Origin of the sequence: Micromonospora sp. NPDC048947 (assembly GCF_040649495.1) — a bacterium.
GTDB classification, from domain to species: Bacteria; Actinomycetota; Actinomycetes; order Mycobacteriales; family Micromonosporaceae; genus Micromonospora; species Micromonospora alfalfae.
Genome location: NZ_JBEZFO010000009.1, coordinates 160284 through 179271 on the forward strand (window position 1 = coordinate 160284; position 18988 = coordinate 179271).

Genomic DNA, 18988 nt, shown 5'->3' on the forward strand with positions numbered 1-18988 from the left:
GTGAAGGTTTTCACACATGCTTGTCCCGGTTCGGCGGGCCGGGCGCATACTTGCGATCGACCGGTACCCCTTCTCGAGGACTGGATCATCGTCATGAGCGCACCGTTGCGCCCGCGTCCGGCCGGCCCACCCGGGCCCGCCGCCTCGTGGGATAGCGCCGTTCCCGGCGCCCGCGCCACCTCCCGTCTGCTCACCGTCGGTGTCGTTGGCGCCGGTCGGGTCGGCGCCGTGCTGGGCGCCGCGCTCGCCGCCGCCGGGCACCGGGTGGTTGCCGTCTCCGGCAGCTCCGGAGCCAGCCGCGCCCGCCTCGCCCTGCTGTTGCCCGAGGTGCCTCGCCGCCCGGTCGCCGCCGTGGCCGACGCCGCCGCCGACCTGCTGCTGATCGCCGTGCCGGACGACAGGCTGGCCGGTGTGGTGACCGGCCTCGCCGAGCAGGGCGCGCTGCACCCGGGCCAGATCGTCGCGCACACCTCGGGAGCGCACGGCCTTTCCGTGTTGGGGCCGGCCGTCGCGGCCGGCGCCCGGCCGCTCGCCCTGCACCCCGCGATGACCTTCACCGGTACGCCGGACGACCTGGCCCGGCTGGACGGCATCTCGTACGGGGTGACAGCCCCGGCCGAGTTGCGCCCGCTGGCGGCCCGGCTGGTAGCCGATCTCGGTGGCGTGCCCGAGTGGGTGGCCGAGTCGGATCGTCCGCTCTACCACGCCGCGCTGGCCCACGGCGCGAACCACCTGGTGACCCTGGTCAACGAGGCGACCGACCGGTTGCGGGACGCCGGGGTGTCCCGGCCGGAGAAGGTCCTCGCCCCGCTGCTGCGGGCCGCCCTGGAGAACGCGCTGCGGCTCGGCGACGACGCGTTGACCGGGCCGGTCTCCCGCGGCGACGCGGGCACCGTGCAGCGGCACCTCGCCCGGTTGGCGGCCACCGCACCGGAATCCGTCCCCGCGTACCTGGCGTTGGCCCGTCGTACCGCCGACCGGGCGATCGCCGCCGGCCGGCTGCGGCCGGTGGACGCGCAGTCGCTGCTCGGCGTACTGGCCGACAGCGGTCGGGAGGTGGCCGCGTGAGCATGAGGAGTGAGCCGATTCTGCGAGCCCCGCAGTCGCGAACCGAGGTGTCGCCGTGACCCAGGTGGTGCACACGCGCGCCGAGTTGGCCGAGGCCCGGGCCGGGCTGAAGGGCACCGTCGGGGTGGTGATGACGATGGGTGCGCTGCACTCCGGGCACGAGACGTTGCTGCGGGCGGCCCGGGAACAGGCCGACCACGTGGTGGTTACGGTCTTCGTGAACCCGTTGCAGTTCGGGCCGAACGAGGACTTCGACAGGTACCCGCGCACCCTCGACGCCGACCTGGAGGTGTGCCGGCGGGCGGGCGCCGATCTGGTCTTCGCCCCGTCGGTGGCGGACATGTACCCGGAGGGGCAACCCCGCGTACGCCTCGATCCGGGCCCGCTCGGCGCCGAGCTGGAGGGGGCGAGCCGCCCCGGCTTCTTTCACGGGGTGCTCACCGTGGTGCTGAAGCTGCTCCAGCTCACCCGGCCGGACCTGGCGTTCTTCGGTGAGAAGGACTACCAGCAGCTCACCCTGGTCCGGCGGATGACCCGCGACCTGGACGTGCCGGTCGAGGTGGTCGGCGTACCGACCGTCCGGGAGCCGGATGGGCTGGCCCTCTCCAGCCGCAACCGTTACCTGAGTGAGCCGGAGCGGGCCGCCGCGCTGAGTCTGTCCGCGGCGCTGCGGGCCGGCGCACAAGCCGCCGACGACGGGCTGGACGCGGGCGCGGTGCTGACCGCCGCGCACGCCGCGTTCGGAGCCGGTACGCCCGGTGCCCGCCTCGACTACCTGGTGCTCACCGATCCCGAGTTGGAACCGGGGCCGGTGGCTGGGCCGGCTCGGCTGGTGATCGCCGCCTGGGTGGGTGCCACCCGGTTGATCGACAACGCGGCGATCCACCTCGCTCCGCGCCCCTGACCCGGCCGTACCACCCTCCACCGATACCCGCGAAAGGCCACTGCGATGTTGCGGACCATGCTCAAGTCGAAGATCCACCGAGCCACTGTGACCCAGGCCGACCTGCACTACGTCGGTTCGGTGACTGTGGACGAGGATCTGCTCGACGCCGCTGACCTGCTCCCCGGCGAGCAGGTGGCGATCGTGGACATCACCAACGGCGCCCGACTGGAGACGTACGTGATCCCGGGCGAGCGGGGCAGCGGCGTGATCGGCATCAACGGCGCCGCCGCGCACCTTGTGCATCCGGGTGACCTGGTCATCCTGATCTCGTACGGGCAGATGGACGACGCCGAGGCCCGTACCTACCGGCCACGGGTCGTGCACGTCGACGCCGACAACCGGGTGATCGAGTTGGGTGCCGACCCGGCTGCGGCGGCGCCCGGCACCGCCGGTAGCCCGGTGCCCAGCCCGTTGGCAGTGTCCGGAGTCTGATCCCGCGTACCGCGATTCCGGTCTGTTACCGGAAGGTCATTTCCGGTTACCCTGGGCGCGCTGGCGGAAGCCGGTCGGTGGCTGGGGGAGGCCGCGATGAGCCGTGCCATGACGACAGTCTTCGCCGCTGCCGTGACGGCAGTGCTGCTGGTGGGCTGCGCCGGGTCCGGCGGCCTGGACGGTGATCTGACCGACGACTGGGCGGCGTTGCCCGCGCCGTCGGCGTTCACCCCGGCCGCCGGTGTGTGTCACGCCGCCGACTTCACCGATCTGGTCAGCCTGGCCAACTATGAGCCGGTGGACTGCGCCGGGCCGCACCGTTTGGAGACCGTGCACGTCGGGGTTTTCCCGGCCGAGCGGACGGCCGCTCCGGCGGGTGGTTCGGCCGAGCTGCGGGGTGCGTTCGCCGAGTGCGACACCCGGGCGACCGGCTACGTGGGTGACGACTGGCGGTCCGGCCGGCTGCGGCTGTCAGTGGCGCTGCCCAACGGGCTGGGGTGGGCGGCGGGTTCCCGGTGGTTCCGCTGCGACCTCACCGAACTGACCACCGTCGAGGCGGCGGCCACAGTTGTGGTCCGGTCGGGCAGTCTGCGGGACGCGTTGAAGGGGCCCACCGGGCTGCGCCTGGGCTGCCAGCAGACCCGCGGTGGCGCCGGCCGGGGTGTGCAGACGCTGACCCCGGTGGAGTGCGGCAAACAGCACAACGCCGAGTTCGTCGGAGTGTGGCGCGCACCGGACCTGGCGTACCCGACCCGGGACGCCGACTGGCTGCCGCTCTACAAGGGTTGTCGTAGCGTCCTGGCCCGGTACGTGGGCGTACCTGACGACGCCACGCTGCGCTTCCGCAGCGGTGTGGTGGTCCGTCCGCCGGGTGCGGGGCGCTGGAGGGTCGGTGATCGGGGCGTCCGCTGCTACCTGTGGCTCAGCGACCGTACGGTGACCGCCTCGTTGAAGGGCGCGGGCCCGGCTGGTCTGCCGGTCCGGACGAAGTGACCACTGCCTGACTGTCGGCGCGGCGCGGAGCGCGCCGGACGGGGTCGCCCAAAACACTCGTCCCGCCCCCGCCGCCCCGGGCGAGGATGGTTCGGGTTGACTGGGGGGATGGACCTCCCGACCGTCGACCTGCCTGCCCTGCCCGCGCTGCTGGCCGCGCCCGCGCCCGGCTGGGTGGAGACCACCGACGTGATCGTGGTGGGCTCCGGCGTGGCCGGGTTGACCGCGGCGCTGCACCTGCGTGAGGCCGGTCTGCACGTCACGGTGGTCACCAAGGTCAACATTGACGACGGCTCGACCCGGTGGGCGCAGGGCGGTATCGCCGCGGTGCTCGACCCGGCCGACACCCCGGCGGCGCATGCCCGGGACACCGAGGTCGCCGGGGTCGGGCTGTGCGACCCGGCGGCGGTCCGGGTGCTGGTCGAGGAGGGCCCGACCCGGCTCCGTGAGCTGATCCGGATCGGCGCCGAGTTCGATCGGCACCCGGACGGCTCGTTGATGCTGACCCGCGAGGGCGGGCACCGGGCGGACCGGATCGTGCACGCCGGCGGCGACGCCACCGGCGCGGAGGTGCAGCGGGCCCTGCACGCCGCGGTGCAGCGCGATCCGTGGATCCGGCTGGTCGAGCACGCCCTCGTGCTGGATCTGCTGCGCGCGCCCGGCGACGGCCCGGACGGGCTCGGCCCGGCCTGCGGGATCACCCTGCACGTGTTGGGTGAGGGCAGCGAGGACGGCGTCGGCGCGCTGCTCGCCCGTGCCGTGGTGCTCGCCACCGGAGGCATGGGGCAGATCTTCTCGGCCACCACCAACCCGGCGGTCTCCACCGGGGACGGGGTGGCGCTGGCGCTGCGGGCCGGCGCGGCGGTGACCGATGTGGAGTTCGTCCAGTTCCACCCGACCGCCCTGATCACGCCGTCCGGCGCGGGGGTGCCCGGGGCGGGGCACGCGCAGCAGCCGCTGGTCTCGGAGGCGTTGCGCGGCGAGGGCGCGTACCTGGTGGACGCGGACGGCAAGAGGTTCATGGTGGGCCAGCACGAGTTGGCTGAGCTGGCACCGCGGGACGTGGTGGCCAAGGGCATCCACCGGGTGCTGCTGGCCACCGGCGCGGACCACGTCTTCCTCGACGCACGGCACCTGGGCGGCGATTTCCTGGCCGGTCGGTTCCCCACCATCGTGGCGTCCTGTCTGGCGATCGGCGTGGACCCGGCGACCGATCTGATCCCGGTGGCGCCGGCCGCCCACTACGCCTCCGGCGGGGTCCGGACCGATCTGCGCGGCCGCACCTCCATCCCCGGTCTGTACGCCTGCGGCGAGGTCGCCTGCACGGGTGTGCACGGCGCGAACCGGCTGGCCAGCAACTCGCTGCTGGAGGGTCTGGTCTTCTCCCGGCGGATCGCCGAGGACATCGCGGCCGGCCTGCCCGAGCAGGCCCAGCCGGCGGACACCGGTGCCTGGCGCGGTGGTGCGGGCTGGGTGCTGCCCGCTGAGGTGACGCCGACCCTGCAACGGGCGATGACGCGGGGGGCCGGGGTGCTCCGATCCGCGGCGACGCTGGCCGGGACGGCCGGTACGTTGACCGACCTGGGCGTTGCCCGGGGCCGGCCGCGGACCGCCGACTGGGAGGCGACCAACCTGCTCACCGTGGCGTCGACGCTGGTTGCCGCCGCGTACGCCCGTGGTGAGACCCGGGGCTGCCACTGGCGGGAGGACTTCCCGACGGCCGACGAACGGTGGCTGGGCCATCTGGTGGGGGCGGTCGGGGCGCAGGGCCGGGTGACGCAACAGTGGGAGGGGAACTCGTGATCGAGTCGACGGAGACGGCGTTGCGGGCGGCTGGGTTGGATCCGGCGCACGTACGGCAGGTGATCGAGGGTGCGCTGGTCGAGGATCTGGGCCCGGATTTCCTTGACGTCACAAGCGTGGCCACCATTCCGGCGGAACAGACCGACACCGCCGACCTGGTGGCCCGCGCGGACGGGGTGTTGGCCGGGATGGCGGTGGCCGCCGCAGTGTTCGAGCTGGTGGGCGAGGTGACTGGCTTCGGTCGTACCGTCGAGGTGTCGGTGCTGGCCCGCGACGGCGAGCGGGTGGCCCGCGGCGACGTGCTGGCGACGGTGACCGGCCCGACCCGGCTGCTGCTGACTGCCGAGCGGACGGCGCTCAACCTGCTCTGCCGGATGTCCGGGGTGGCCACCCACACCCGCGCCTGGGCGGACGCGCTGGCCGGCTCGAAGGCGATGGTGCTGGACACCCGCAAGACGACGCCGGGCCTGCGGGCGCTGGAGAAGTACGCGGTGCGGGCCGGCGGCGGCACCAACAAGCGGATGGGCCTCTACGACGTGGCCATGATCAAGGACAACCACAAGCTGGCGGCCGGCAGCATCACTGCGGCCTACCGGCGGGTCCGGGAGGCGTTCCCGGAGGTTCCGGTGCAGGTCGAGGTGACCGGAGTCGACGAGGCGGTGGAGGCGGTGGAGGCCGGCGCGGACTTCCTGCTCTGCGACAACATGACGCCGGAGGTGCTTGCCGAGGCGGTGGCCGCGGTGGGTGACCGGGCGGAGTTGGAGGCGACCGGCGGGCTGACCCTGGAGGTGGCCGGACGGTACGCGGCCACCGGCGTGGACTTCCTCTCGGTGGGCGCGCTGACGCACTCGTCGCCGATCCTGGACATCGCGCTGGACCTGCGCGTCGACTAGTTGTCTAGGCTGCGTGCGTGCTGCTCTGCATCGACATCGGAAACACCAACACCGTGCTGGCGACCTTCGACGGCGACAAGCTGGTGCACTCCTGGCGGATCAAGACCGATGCCCGTTCGACGGCGGACGAGCTGGGCCTGATGTTCCGGGGTCTGCTCGCCGGGGACAACGTCGAGATCACCGGTGTGGCCGCATGCTCCACGGTGCCGGCCGCGCTGCGGTCGCTGCGCACCATGCTCAGTCGTTACTACGCCGACCTGCCGAGCGTGGTGGTCGAGCCGGGCGTGCGGACCGGGGTGCAGTTGGCGATCGACAACCCGAAGGAGGTCGGTGCCGACCGGGTGGTGAACACCCTGGCCGCGTACACCCTCTACGGCGGCCCGTCGATCGTTGTGGACTTCGGCACCACCACCAACTTCGACGTGATCAGCGAGCGCGGTGAGTTCCTCGGCGGCGCGTTCGCCCCGGGCATCGAGATCTCCTTCGACGCGCTGGCGGCCCGGGCCGCGCAGCTGCGCAAGGTCGAGGCCACCAAGCCCCGCTCGGTGATCGGCAAGAACACCGTGGAGTGCCTCCAGGCCGGCCTGTACTTCGGCTTCGCCGGGCAGGTGGACCGGATCGTCGAGCGGATGACCGAGGAGTTGGGCGAGGTGCGGGCGGTGATCGCCACCGGCGGCCTCGCCTCTCTGGTGATCAACGAGTGTCGCAGCATCACCCACCACGAGCCGATGATCACCCTGATCGGTCTGCGGATGGTCTACGACCGCAACCTGTGAGCCCGGCCGCCGTCGGGGCCGGCCTCCGCGCCGGTGTCAGCGCCGCCGCGTGCGGAGCACCAGCGTCCGGTACGGCAGTTCGATGGTGTCCCGGCCAACCAGGGCAGGGTGGGTGTTCAGGAGTTCGCTCAGTTCCCGCTCGACTCGTCGCTGATCGTCGGTGGAGGCGGTGAGCCAGTACGAGCGGGTGCGGACCATGCCGAGCAGCTCGTCCGGCGTGAGCGTGGTGCGGTGCGTGAACTCGCGCTTTTCGACGGCGTCGAACGCGGGGCCGAAGTCGGGGCGCTCGCCGAAGACCTGGCTTGTCGACTTGTCCCCGAAGTGGGCGATGCGCCCCAGTTCGGCTACCCAGTCGACGCTGGCGTCCCGGATGTTCCAGATGGGGGCGAAGATCCCGCCGGGGCGGAGCACCCGGACGATCTCGGCGTGCGCGGGCTCCCTGTCGAACCAGTGGTACGCCGTCCCGACCAGCACCGCGTCCACCGTCGAGTCGGGCAGCGGCATGGCCTCGGCGCTGCCCGCCAGCGCCGCCGTGCCCGGGGTGCTGGCGGCGAGCTGCGCCCGCATCCCCGGATCGGGCTCGACCGGTACGACCTCGTGACCCAGTGCCAGCACAGCGCGGGTCAGGATGCCGGTTCCCGCGGCGAGGTCGACCACCCGGGCTTCGCTCAGCCCGTCGAGTGCCCAACAGACCGCAGCCTTGGGATAGCGTGGCCGAAACCGGTCGTAATCACTCGCGGCGGCACCGAACGACAGGGCGTGAGTGTGATCGACCATGACGGGCAGGTTATCCCGTAACGGCCTCCGGAGCGCTTGAGTACGCTCGGGCCTGACCCCCTGTATCTCCGTGACGAGGAAGCGTGCCGTGACCGAGCAGAACCCCGTGCCAGTGGACCCCGCCGATGACCTTCCCGAGCAGATGAAGGTCCGCCGGGAGAAGCGGGACCGGATGCTCGCCGAGGGCGTCGAGCCCTACCCGGTCGGCTTTCCCCGCACCACCACCCTTGCGCAGGTCCGGGCGCGCTACGCCGACCTTCCCACCGACACCGCGACCGGCGACCAGGTGGCGGTCACCGGCCGGGTGATCTTCGTACGCAACACGGGCAAGCTCTGCTTCGCCACCCTCCGGGACGGCGACGGCACCGAGTTGCAGGCGATGCTCTCCCTGGACCGGGTCGGACCGGAGCGGCTGGAGGCGTGGAAGCGCCTCGTCGACCTGGGCGACCACGTCGGGGTGACCGGCGAGGTGATCACCAGCCGCCGGGGTGAGCTGTCGGTGTTGGCCCAGCAATGGGAAATGACAGCCAAGGCGCTGCGACCGTTGCCGGTTGCCCACAAGCCCCTCTCCGAGGAGGCGCGCGTCCGGCAGCGTTACGTCGACCTGATTGTCCGGCCGCAGGCACGGGAGATGGTGCGTACCCGGGCCGCCGCGGTACGCAGTCTGCGCGATTCACTGCACGGGCAGGGCTTCATCGAGGTGGAAACGCCGATGTTGCAACTGCTTCATGGCGGCGCGGCGGCCCGACCGTTCGTGACCCACAGCAATGCGTTGAACACCGATCTGTATCTGCGAATCGCTCCCGAACTGTTTCTCAAGCGCGCTGTGGTAGGCGGCGTCGATCGCGTCTTCGAGATCAACCGCAACTTCCGTAATGAGGGTGTCGACTCTTCGCACTCGCCGGAGTTCGCGATGCTGGAGACGTACCAGGCGTACGGCGACTACGGCACGATCGGCGAGTTGACCCGCAATCTCGTGCAACAGGCGGCGATCGCGGTGAGCGGCTCGACGGTGGTGACCCACGCCGACGGGCGCGAGTTCGACCTCGGCGGCGAGTGGCGGTCAGTGACGTTGTTCGGTGTGCTTTCCGAAGCGCTGGGCGAGGAGGTCACCGTTCGCACCGAACGCTCCCGCCTGGTGGAGTACGCGGACAAGGTCGGATTGGCGGTGGACCCGAAGTGGGGCCCGGGCAAGCTGGCCGAGGAGTTGTTCGAGGAACTGGTCGTTCCCGGCCTGGAGGCACCCACCTTCGTGCGGGACTACCCGGAGGAGACGAGCCCGCTCACCCGGGGCCACCGCAGCGAGCCGGGGCTGGCCGAGAAGTGGGACCTCTACGTGCTCGGCTTCGAGCTGGGCACCGGATACTCCGAGCTGGTCGACCCGATCGTGCAGCGGGAACGGCTGGTGGCCCAGGCGCAGCTGGCGGCCCGGGGCGACGACGAGGCGATGCGTCTCGACGAGGACTTTCTTCGGGCGATGGAGTATGGAATGCCGCCGGCCGGCGGTATGGGAATGGGAATCGACCGGCTCTTGATGGCCCTGACCGGCCTCGGAATTCGGGAAACGATCCTCTTCCCGTTGGTCCGCCAGGAGTAGTCCCGTCCGGGCCTACGCCGAGCCGTAACCGGGTCCTATTGACGCGACGAGCGGAGCGCGGGTTATTGTGCTCTCGTTAGCAGGAGCACCCTGCTCGAAAGGAATGTGGGACGTGGCCAAGCAGATCATTCACAAGCTGGTCGATGACCTGGACGGCGGGGACGCGGACGAGACCGTCAAGTTCGCCCTCGACGGCGTTCAGTACGAGATCGACCTGTCGAGCGCCAACGCCGCGAAATTGCGCGATGCATTTGCGTCGTACGTGGGCGCCGGCACCAAGGTCGGTCGGGGTGGTGTCGTGATCGGTGGGCGGGCTGCCCGCGGTCGGGGTGGCGCGACAGCCGATCGGGAACAGAACAAGGCGATCCGGGAGTGGGCCAAGAAGGCCGGCAAGGACATCTCGGACCGGGGTCGTATCCCGCAGGAGATCGTGGACGAGTTCCACGCGAAGCGCTGATCCGTCAGCAGCTCGGTGGCCAGCCGCCACCGCAGGCGACACCGACGCCGGGCCGGAGGAGTTCTCCGGGCCGGCGTCGCCGTATCCGGACGGCGTCGTCGCGCCCGTCCGGGGTCGGGAAGCATTCCGGGCCCACCTACGTTGTCCACAACCAGTGGAACAGCTATCCACAGCCTGTGGACAACCTTCCCCAGGGGCCCGGCGCGGCGCCCGTCGCGACCGCCGGTCCGCCCTCCGGGGCCTCCCGGAGCCCTTCCGGACCCCGGATCGGGCTTCCGTCGAGCCAGTCGGATTTCGCTCTGCGCGTAGCGACAGGGCTACCGGAACACCTCCTGAGCGCGGACGGTTGTTCAAAACGACGTGGAACCGACCCAGAGCAGAGACACACGACCTCAGCGGAGTCGGTCAGCGACGATAGAGTAAGGAGGCACGGACGCCCGTCCTGGACGTTCGTGCACCGGCCCCGCCAAGATCTTGACCATCAAGGCGCACGGCACGTGAGGAGCACGAGGGCATGTTCGAGCGGTTCACCGACCGAGCGCGACGGGTTGTCGTCCTGGCCCAAGAAGAGGCCCGGATGCTCAACCACAACTACATCGGTACGGAACACATCCTGCTGGGCCTGATCCACGAAGGTGAAGGCGTCGCGGCAAAGGCCCTGGAGAGCCTCGGCATCTCCCTGGAGGGCGTCCGCCAGCAGGTCGAGGAGATCATCGGCCAGGGCCAGCAGGCGCCGAGCGGGCACATCCCGTTCACGCCGCGGGCCAAGAAGGTGCTGGAGCTGTCACTGCGCGAGGCGCTGCAGCTCGGCCACAACTACATCGGCACTGAGCACATCCTGCTCGGGCTGATCCGTGAGGGCGAGGGCGTCGCCGCCCAGGTGCTGGTGAAGCTCGGCGCCGACCTCAACCGGGTCCGCCAGCAGGTGATCCAGCTGCTCTCCGGCTACCAGGGCAAGGAGCCTGCCGCGGCGGGCGCCGCGCCGGGTGAGGCCGCGCCGTCGACCAGCCTGGTGCTGGACCAGTTCGGCCGCAACCTGACTCAGGCCGCCCGCGAGGGCAAGCTCGACCCGGTCATCGGGCGCGAGAAGGAAATCGAGCGGGTCATGCAGGTGCTCTCCCGCCGTACCAAGAACAACCCGGTCCTGATCGGTGAGCCCGGCGTCGGCAAGACCGCCGTGGTGGAGGGCCTGTCCCAGAAGATCATCAAGGGCGAGGTGCCCGAGACCCTCAAGGACAAGCAGCTCTACACGCTCGACCTGGGCGCGCTCGTCGCCGGTTCCCGCTACCGCGGTGACTTCGAGGAGCGCCTCAAGAAGGTGCTCAAGGAGATCCGCACCCGCGGCGACATCATCCTGTTCATCGACGAGATCCACACCCTGGTGGGTGCGGGTGCCGCCGAGGGCGCGATCGACGCCGCGAGCATCCTCAAGCCGATGCTGGCCCGTGGTGAGCTGCAGACCATCGGTGCCACCACGCTCGACGAGTACCGCAAGCACCTGGAGAAGGACGCGGCACTCGAGCGCCGCTTCCAGCCGATCCAGGTGGGTGAGCCGTCGCTGGCCCACACCATCGAGATCCTCAAGGGCCTGCGGGACCGCTACGAGGCTCACCACCGCGTCTCGATCACGGATGCCGCTCTCGTGGCTGCCGCGACCCTGGCCGACCGGTACATCTCCGACCGCTTCCTCCCGGACAAGGCGATCGACCTGATCGACGAGGCCGGTGCCCGGATGCGGATCCGTCGGATGACCGCGCCGCCAGACCTGCGTGACTTCGACGAGCGCATCGCCCAGGTGCGTCGCGACAAGGAGTCCGCGATCGACGCGCAGGACTTCGAGCGCGCCGCCCAGCTGCGCGACAAGGAGAAGCAGCTCCTCGGCCAGAAGGCTCAGCGGGAGAAGGAGTGGAAGGCCGGTGACCTGGACGTCGTCAGCGAGGTTGACGACGAGCAGATCGCCGAGGTGCTCGGCAACTGGACCGGCATCCCGGTCTACAAGCTGACCGAGGAGGAGACCTCGCGCCTGCTGCGCATGGAGGACGAGCTGCACAAGCGCGTCATCGGCCAGGAGGACGCGGTCAAGGCGGTCTCGAAGGCGATCCGGCGTACCCGGGCCGGCCTGAAGGACCCGAAGCGCCCGTCGGGCTCGTTCATCTTCGCCGGCCCGTCCGGTGTCGGTAAGACCGAGCTGTCCAAGGCGCTCGCCGAGTTCCTCTTCGGCAGCGAGGATGCCCTCATCCAGCTGGACATGTCCGAGTTCCACGACCGTTACACGGTCTCCCGGCTCGTTGGTGCCCCTCCCGGCTACGTCGGCTACGACGAGGGCGGGCAGCTGACCGAGAAGGTGCGGCGTCGGCCGTTCTCGGTGGTCCTCTTCGACGAGATCGAGAAGGCCCACCCGGACGTGTTCAACACGCTCCTGCAGATCCTCGAAGACGGTCGGCTCACCGACGGTCAGGGTCGGATCGTGGACTTCAAGAACACGGTCATCATCCTGACCACCAACCTGGGCACCCGTGACGTCGCCAAGGCGGTGTCGCTGGGCTTCCAGCAGTCGGAGGACTCCGAGTCCAACTACGACCGGATGAAGCAGAAGGTCAACGACGAGCTCAAGACGCACTTCCGGCCTGAGTTCCTCAACCGGATCGACGACACCATCGTCTTCCACCAGCTGCGCCAGACCGAGATCCTCTCGATCGTGGACATCATGATCCAGCGGATCGAGGGCCAGCTGCGGAACAAGGACATGGGTCTGGAGCTGACCGACAACGCCAAGAAGTACCTGGCCGCGAAGGGCTTCGACCCGGTGCTCGGTGCCCGTCCGCTTCGTCGCACGATCCAGCGCGACATCGAGGACAACCTCTCCGAGCGGATCCTGTTCAACGAGCTGACCCCGGGTCAGATCGTCGTGGTGGACTGCGAGGGCGACCCGGACGACATCGACAAGTCCAAGCTCGTCTTCCGGGGCTCGGACAAGCCGGTCGAAGTTCCGGACGCCGTCCCGGCCGATCTCGGTGGCACTGCCGCTGGCACCGCCGCCGCGGGCGTGGACGAGTAAGACAACAAGCAAGGGGCGGGGCCCCGGTGGCGCAAGCCACCGGGGCCCCGCCTTTGTGCGCTACCCGCAGAGTCCTCCGCCCGCAAGATCGCACTACATCCCGGATGTAGTGGCATCCGTCGCGCCTGACACCACTACATCCGGGATCGAGCACGATCTTGGGTGAGCTGCGCCGAGCCCGCGCCACCGCCGCGCGGCGTACGGCCAGCAGGTCGCGCGGTGTGCGGCGGCTCAGCGCGCGCGGCGTGCGGCGGCTCAGAGGACGCGGTGTGCGGCCGGCGGCGGCCAGAGCGCGCGGTGTGCGGCCGGCGGCGGCCAGAGCGCGCGGCGTGCGGCCGGCGGCGGCCAGAGCGCGCGGTGTGCGGCCGGCGGCGGCCAGAGCGCGTGGCCTGCGGCCGGCGACGGGTTGGAGCGCGCGGGTGGGCGGCCAGCGGGTCGCTGGGCGGGATGCCCGGGGTGGGGGCGGGTCAGGTGGTGAGGTCCGCGGTTGGCCGGGACGGGCCGTCACCGACCAGGCGGAAGGATTCAGTGCCGGCGGGTTCGACAAGCCCGTCCTGCACCAGCCCGGCGAGGGCGCGGGCGCGTTGCACGTCGTCGGTCCAGACCTGGTCCAACCGCTGGCGTGGGACCGGGCCGGTGCTGTCCCGGAGCACTCCGAGCAACAGACCGCGGACCTGCCGGTCGGTGCCCGCGTACCGCTGGGGTCGGCGGGTCGGCCCGGCCGGCGCCTCCTGGCCGGACGCCCGCCAGGCGCAGACCGACTCGACGGGGCAGGCGGTGCAGCGCGGTGACCGGGCCGTGCAGATCACCGCGCCCAGTTCCATGAACGCGGCGCTGGCCAGTGCCGCTGCGGCCGGTTCCGCCGGGAGCAGCTCTTCGGTGGCGACGAGGTCCGCTGGTCGGGTGACGGGCCCGGCGTCCGGTTCGCCGGCCACCGCCCGGCACACGACCCTGCGTACGTTGGTGTCGACCACCGGGTGCCGCTGCCCGTACGCGAAGGCGGCCACCGCCCGCGCGGTGTACGTGCCGACGCCGGGCAGTGCGAGCAGTTGCTCCAGCCGGTCCGGCACCTGGCCGCCATGCCGGTCGACGATCGCTACCGCGCATTCGCGCAGCCGGACCGCCCGACGGGGGTAGCCGAGGCGTCCCCACATCCGGATCGCCTCGGCTGGCGTGTCCGCCGCCAACGCGGCGGGCTCCGGCCAGCGGGCCAGCCACGCCTGCCAGGCCGGCACCACCCGGACCACTGGTGTCTGCTGGAGCATGACCTCGCTGACCAGGATGGCCCACGGGGTGACATCGGGCTCGCGCCACGGCAGGTCACGGGCGTGTTGCTGGAACCACCGGCTGACGAGGGAGGCGAAGTCGGGTTGAGTCATGGCGTGGTCGATGATGTCACGCCCGGTGTTCCCGTTGGGTGGGCGGCTCGGGCGGGGTGCCGCGTCCTCGTTCGGCGGACGGGGGAGAATGCGCGGATGAACGAGCTCGCGATCACCGTCATCGGTCGGGACCGGCCGGGCATCGTGGCCGACGTCGCGGAGGTGCTGGCCCGACTGGGCGCGAACCTCACCGACAGCACGATGACGCGGCTGCGGGGGCATTTCGCGATGACCCTCATCTGCACCGGTCCGGCCGCCGCCGAGGTCGAGGCCGCACTGGCGTCGCTGGCCGCCGAGGGTCAGCTGCTGGCGACGGTACGCGCGGTCACCCCGGACGGCGATGTTCCTCCGGTGGGTGAGCCGTACGTGATGGCTGTGCATGGTTCGGACCGGATGGGCATCGTAGCGGCGATGACGCGGGTGCTGGTGGATGCCGGGGGGAATGTCACCGACCTGAGCACGCGGTTGACTGGTGCGCTCTACGTGGTCCTGGCGGAGGTCGAGTTGCCGGCCGGTGTGGCGGACACTGTGCTCGACCGCCTGCACCGGACGGCAGCCGAGCTGGGCGTGGAGGTCACCCTCCGGCCGGCGGATCCGGATCTGTTGTGACCGGCGAGGAGCGCGGGCCGGACGTCGGCCTGGGGGAGTGGACGCCGGAGTCGCTGGACGTGCCGGGGGAGGTGCGGGCGGTGGTGTCCGCCCCGCATCCGGTGCTGAGTCGGGCCGCGGACGAGGTCGACCCAACGGCGAAGGAGACGGTCCAACTCGCGGCCGACCTGATAGCCACCATGAAGGTGTCGCCGGGCTGTGTCGGGCTGGCCGCGCCGCAGGTAGGGGTGGGCGCTCGGGTCTTCGCCGTCGACGTGACCGGGCACCCGAAGGCGGTGACGGTGCACGGCACCTTCGTGTTGTGCAATGCGCGCGTGGTGGAGGCGACGCGGTGGAAGCCGGGCCGGGAGGGCTGCATGTCGGTGCCGGACCTGACCGGGGACGTGAAGCGGGCCAGCCGGCTGGTGGTGGAGGGTGACCTGCCGGGCAGCGGCGTGCCGGTCCGGCTGGTGACCGACGGTTTCGAGGCTCGGGCGTTGCAGCACGAGATCGACCACTGCGCGGGGCTACTCTTCCTGGACCGGGTGGCCGGTGCGCACGCGGTCTATCAGCGCAAGGTCTACCTGTGATCGGGTGCCAGACTGTCCTCAATGGAGAGTGGTGCGGGCGCCTCGGAGTGGCTCCGGCGCGTCGCGCCGCACTGCCGGGTACGGCGCGGCTACGGTGGAGGGCATCATGCGTCTGACGGTCGGCCCCCTGCCACCCGCCGTGTACTGGCGGCGTCGCGCCGTCGTATTCGGAGCGGGCCTCCTTTTCCTGATTGTCCTGCTCTACTCCTGCACCGGTTCGGGCCGTTCCGGCGGGCAGCCGAAGGCGGGTGCGACACCGACGGCGACGTCCGCCGCGACGTCTGGTCCCGCTGGGCCGGTGCTGACTCCGCAAACCGGCGATCCGTCGTCGTCCGCGTCCGCTGATTCGGGTGCGACGAGTCCGAGCCCGGCGATGACCAGCAACACGCCTCCGCTGGGCGCGGCCGCCGGTTCGGAGGACGACGGCGACACCTGCACCGACGAGGAGATCAGCGTGGTGTCGGCGGCGAGCCCTACCGCACTGCAGCGGGGGGCGGTGGCCGAGCTGCAACTCAGGATCAAGAACACGTCGGACCGGACCTGCAGTCGCAACGTGGGTGCGGACCTGCAGGAGATCTTCATCAAGTCCGGTGCCGAGAAGATCTGGTCGTCGGACACCTGCGGCAAGGTCAAGGGTTCGGAAGTGCAGTCGTTCACGCCGAACTTCGAGCGCTCCTACCAGGTGCCGTGGAACGGGCGGGACACCAGCCGCTGCGACGGCGCGTTGGCTGGCGGACCGTTCCCGCCGGTCGGGTCGTACCAGGTGTTCGCCCGGGTCGGCACGAAGTACAGCGAGCCCGTGAAGCTCACCATCACCGGCTGAGCGGGGTCAGACGTAACGTTCCAGGATGGATGCCTCGGCGAGCCGGGACAGCCCCTCTCGGACGCCACGAGCCCGGGCGTCACCGACCCCTTCGACAGCCTGTAGGTCTTCCACTGTCGCTCCGAGCAGCCGCTGGAGGCTGCCGAAGTGCAGCACCAGGCGATCCACCACGGCCACCGGCAGCCGGGGCACCTTGGCCAGCAGTCGGAAGCCGCGCGGGCTGACCGCTGCGTCGAGCGCGTCGGAGGCGGCCGGGTAGCCGATCGCCTTGGCCACCGACACCAGGTCGATCAGCTCGGTGGCGCCGAGCAGGTCCAGCTCGACGAGTGCCTCGTCCAGCGTGCGCGACTTGCGGCCGACGGGGAGGTAGTCCCGGATGACCAGAGTCCGGTCGGCGTCCACGCCGGCCATCAGCTCGTCGAGTTGCAGGGCGAGCAGGCGGCCGTCGGTGCCCAGCTCCACCACGTAACCGGCGATCTCGTCGGCGATCCGGCGAACCATCTCCAGCCGCTGCACCACTGCCACCGCGTCCCGCACGGTGACCAGATCCTCGATCTCCAGGGCGGAGAGCGTGCCGGAGACCTCGTCCAGCCGGAGCTTGTAGCGCTCCAGGGTGGCGAGCGCCTGGTTGGCGCGGGAGAGGATGGCCGCCGAGTCGTCGAGCACGTGCCGTTGGCCGTTGACGTAGAGGCTGATGATCCGCATGGACTGGCTGACCGAGATGACCGGATAGCCGGTCTGGCGGGCCACCCGCTCGGCGGTGCGGTGCCGGGTGCCGGACTCTTCGGTAGGGATGGACGGGTCGGGCATCAGGTGCACTGCCGCCCGGACGATCCTGGTGCCGTCGCTGGAGAGCACCACAGCGCCGTCCATCTTGCACAGCTCGCGCACGCGGGTCGCGGAGAACTCCACGTCCAGTGGGAAGCCGCCGGTGCAGAGGCCCTCGACCACCTTGTCGTAGCCGAGCACGATGAGGGCACCCGTGCGACCCCGCAGGATGCGCTCCAGGCCGTCGCGCAGGGCGGTGCCCGGGGCCATCAGGGCGAGATTGGCCCGTAGCGGATCTCCGGCGCTCCCGGCGGCCCCCGCAGTCACGCTCACGCTGATCGGGCGGGCGGGCGAGCCCACGGCGCCGGTGCGGGCCTGGGGCGGCGCGCCGGCTGGCTTGGTGGTATCGCGGTCGATCGGCACGGGCACAGTCTACGGACTGCCGTGCGGTGGGTGCTGTCGTGGTTACTGTGATGTGTCACGATGCCGCTCTTTCCAGCGTTTCCCGCTTGCGACGTGCTGTCCGGTTTCGCCGCCCTCGTCGGCACGGTGGGTCACTCGGCGGACGCGCGGGCCGCATGGTGCAGCGCCGAACGGACGTCGGTGACCTCGGTCACCCGCATCTGCTCGGGGCCCGCGCCGGTGCTGGACGGGCCGCAGCCGGGCGGCACCAGGGCCACCTTGAACCCCAGCCGGGCGGCCTCGGCCAGCCGGCGGGGCACCGCACCGACCCGGCGCACCTCGCCGGTCAGCCCCACCTCACCGATCGCCACCAGGTGCGGCGCGATCGCCAGGTTGAGCCCTCCGGAGGCGACCGCCAGAGCCACCGCCAGGTCGGCGGCCGGCTCCACCACCCGGATCCCGCCCACTGTGGCGGCGAAGACCTCCCGGTCGTGCAGGGTCAGCCGCTCGGTGCGCCGTTGCAGCACCGCGAGCACCATCGCCAGTCGCGCCGAGTCGAGGCCGGAGACGGTGCGTCGGGGAGAACCCGCCACTGTCGCGCCGATCAGCGCCTGCACCTCGGTGACCAGGGCACGACGCCCCTCCATGGCCACGGTCACGCAGGTGCCCGGGACCGGTTCCGCGTAGCGGGTCAGGAACAGCCCGGACGGGTCAGCGAGGCTGCTGATGCCGCCCTCGTGCATCTCGAAGCAGCCGACCTCGTCGGCCGCGCCGAACCTGTTCTTCACGCCGCGCACCAGGCGCAGCGACGAGTGCTTGTCGCCCTCGAAGTGCAGCACCACATCGACCAGGTGCTCCAGCACCCGGGGCCCGGCCACCTGGCCGTCCTTGGTGACGTGGCCGACCAGCACCGTGGCGATGCCCCGCTCCTTGGCGACCGAGACCAACGCGGCGGTGACCGCGCGGACCTGGGTCACCCCACCGGGTACCCCCTCGGTGCCGGTGGTCGAGATGGTCTGCACCGAGTCGAGCACCAACAGGCCCGGCTTGACCGCGTCGAGGTGACCGAGCACCGAGGCGAGGTCACTCTCCGCGGCGAGGTAGAGCTGCTCGTGCAGGGTGCCCATCCGCTCGGCGCGCAGACGCACCTGACTGACCGACTCTTCGCCGCTGACCACCAGCGAGGGGCTGCCGGCCCCGACCGCCCACTGCTGCGCCACATCGAGCAGGAGGGTCGACTTGCCCACGCCGGGCTCGCCGGCGAGCAACACCACGGCACCGGGGACCAGGCCGCCGCCGAGCACCCGGTCGAGCTCGCTCACCCCGGTGGGCACGGCCCGGGCCGGAGCGGCGCTGATGGTGGCGATCGGTCGGGCCGGCTCGGACGGCATCCGGGAGCTGACCACCCGACCGGAGACGGTCGGGCCGGTCACCGTGTTCTCGACGACCGCCCCCCACTCGCCGCACTCCGGGCAGCGCCCCACCCACTTGGGCGGCTGGTGCCCGCAGGCGTCGCACTGGTAGGCCGGACGCGGGTCACGGGCGGCGGACCGACCACGGGCGGCACCGGCAGCGCCGCCGCGCGGAGGGGTCGATCGGGAGGTGGTCACATCAGGACGCTAGCCCTCGCGTACGACG

At 71.3% G+C, this 18988-nt stretch carries 17 protein-coding genes; 13 read left to right on the plus strand and 4 right to left on the minus strand.

Going from position 1 to position 18988, the window contains the following annotated elements:
• The first annotated feature begins 93 nt into the window (after window positions 1-93).
• From AB0B98_RS15515 to AB0B98_RS15545, 7 genes are all read left to right on the plus strand, one after another.
• Window positions 94-1068 (plus strand): Rossmann-like and DUF2520 domain-containing protein, encoded by a 975-nt coding sequence (locus tag AB0B98_RS15515; protein ID WP_357363191.1) that lies wholly within the window; start codon window positions 94-96, stop codon window positions 1066-1068.
• A gap of 55 nt (window positions 1069-1123) precedes the next feature.
• On the plus strand, window positions 1124-1972 hold the full coding sequence (gene panC / locus AB0B98_RS15520; protein ID WP_357363193.1) for a pantoate--beta-alanine ligase: 849 nt from the start codon (window positions 1124-1126) through the stop codon (window positions 1970-1972).
• Between the two features lie 45 nt (window positions 1973-2017).
• Window positions 2018-2446: an aspartate 1-decarboxylase gene (panD, locus tag AB0B98_RS15525; RefSeq protein WP_357363195.1), complete on the plus strand. Its 429-nt coding sequence runs from the start codon at window positions 2018-2020 to the stop codon at window positions 2444-2446.
• 96 nt (window positions 2447-2542) lie between these two features.
• Complete coding sequence (locus AB0B98_RS15530) at window positions 2543-3439, plus strand: septum formation family protein (RefSeq protein WP_357363197.1); 897 nt, start codon at window positions 2543-2545, stop codon at window positions 3437-3439.
• 108 nt (window positions 3440-3547) lie between these two features.
• The gene (locus AB0B98_RS15535) at window positions 3548-5242 is read left to right on the plus strand and encodes an L-aspartate oxidase (RefSeq protein ID WP_357284854.1); all 1695 of its coding nucleotides are present in this window, start codon (window positions 3548-3550) and stop codon (window positions 5240-5242) included.
• Window positions 5239-6135: a carboxylating nicotinate-nucleotide diphosphorylase gene (gene nadC / locus AB0B98_RS15540; RefSeq protein ID WP_357284850.1), complete on the plus strand. Its 897-nt coding sequence runs from the start codon at window positions 5239-5241 to the stop codon at window positions 6133-6135. The genes AB0B98_RS15535 and nadC overlap by 4 nt, the downstream gene beginning before the upstream one ends.
• Window positions 6136-6152: 17 nt before the next feature.
• A complete protein-coding gene (locus tag AB0B98_RS15545; RefSeq protein WP_091403191.1) occupies window positions 6153-6911 on the plus strand; it encodes a type III pantothenate kinase in 759 nt (252 codons plus the stop codon).
• A 36-nt stretch (window positions 6912-6947) separates the two neighbouring features.
• Here the strand turns inward: AB0B98_RS15545 and AB0B98_RS15550 are convergent, their stop codons facing one another.
• Window positions 6948-7688, minus strand: coding sequence for a class I SAM-dependent methyltransferase (locus AB0B98_RS15550; protein ID WP_357363199.1), 741 nt, complete (start codon window positions 7686-7688; stop codon window positions 6948-6950).
• An 88-nt stretch (window positions 7689-7776) separates the two neighbouring features.
• On the opposite strand from AB0B98_RS15550, the gene lysS reads away from it, so the two are divergent.
• The 3 genes from lysS (at window position 7777) to AB0B98_RS15565 (ending at window position 12800) form a co-directional block, all read left to right on the plus strand.
• A complete protein-coding gene (lysS, locus tag AB0B98_RS15555) occupies window positions 7777-9285 on the plus strand; it encodes a lysine--tRNA ligase (RefSeq protein WP_238667203.1) in 1509 nt (502 codons plus the stop codon).
• Window positions 9286-9397: 112 nt separating this feature from the next.
• Window positions 9398-9742 (plus strand): Lsr2 family protein, encoded by a 345-nt coding sequence (locus AB0B98_RS15560; protein ID WP_036392792.1) that lies wholly within the window; start codon window positions 9398-9400, stop codon window positions 9740-9742.
• A 514-nt stretch (window positions 9743-10256) separates the two neighbouring features.
• Window positions 10257-12800 (plus strand): ATP-dependent Clp protease ATP-binding subunit, encoded by a 2544-nt coding sequence (locus AB0B98_RS15565; protein ID WP_355578660.1) that lies wholly within the window; start codon window positions 10257-10259, stop codon window positions 12798-12800.
• 467 nt (window positions 12801-13267) lie between these two features.
• On the opposite strand, the gene AB0B98_RS15570 is transcribed toward AB0B98_RS15565, so the two are convergent.
• Window positions 13268-14179, minus strand: coding sequence for an A/G-specific adenine glycosylase (locus AB0B98_RS15570; protein ID WP_238667201.1), 912 nt, complete (start codon window positions 14177-14179; stop codon window positions 13268-13270).
• 96 nt (window positions 14180-14275) lie between these two features.
• Between AB0B98_RS15570 and AB0B98_RS15575 the strand changes: the two genes are divergently transcribed.
• The 3 genes from AB0B98_RS15575 to AB0B98_RS15585 all read left to right on the plus strand — a co-directional run bounded on the left by AB0B98_RS15575 (window position 14276) and on the right by AB0B98_RS15585 (window position 16180).
• Complete coding sequence (locus tag AB0B98_RS15575) at window positions 14276-14788, plus strand: ACT domain-containing protein (RefSeq protein ID WP_238687013.1); 513 nt, start codon at window positions 14276-14278, stop codon at window positions 14786-14788.
• On the plus strand, window positions 14785-15357 hold the full coding sequence (locus tag AB0B98_RS15580; protein WP_238667199.1) for a peptide deformylase: 573 nt from the start codon (window positions 14785-14787) through the stop codon (window positions 15355-15357). Before AB0B98_RS15575 ends, AB0B98_RS15580 begins: the two co-directional genes overlap by 4 nt.
• A gap of 106 nt (window positions 15358-15463) precedes the next feature.
• Window positions 15464-16180, plus strand: a complete 717-nt coding sequence (locus AB0B98_RS15585; protein ID WP_357363202.1) for a hypothetical protein — start codon at window positions 15464-15466, stop codon at window positions 16178-16180.
• Window positions 16181-16186: 6 nt separating this feature from the next.
• Here AB0B98_RS15585 and disA read toward each other — a convergent pair whose 3' ends face one another.
• Both disA and radA read right to left on the minus strand, forming a co-directional pair.
• Window positions 16187-17371 carry a DNA integrity scanning diadenylate cyclase DisA gene (gene disA, locus AB0B98_RS15590; RefSeq protein WP_030327921.1) on the minus strand — a complete coding sequence of 395 codons (1185 nt, stop codon included), beginning with the start codon at window positions 17369-17371 and terminating at the stop codon, window positions 16187-16189.
• Between the two features lie 131 nt (window positions 17372-17502).
• Window positions 17503-18960, minus strand: coding sequence for a DNA repair protein RadA (radA, locus tag AB0B98_RS15595; RefSeq protein ID WP_357363204.1), 1458 nt, complete (start codon window positions 18958-18960; stop codon window positions 17503-17505).
• Window positions 18961-18988 lie beyond the last annotated feature (28 nt).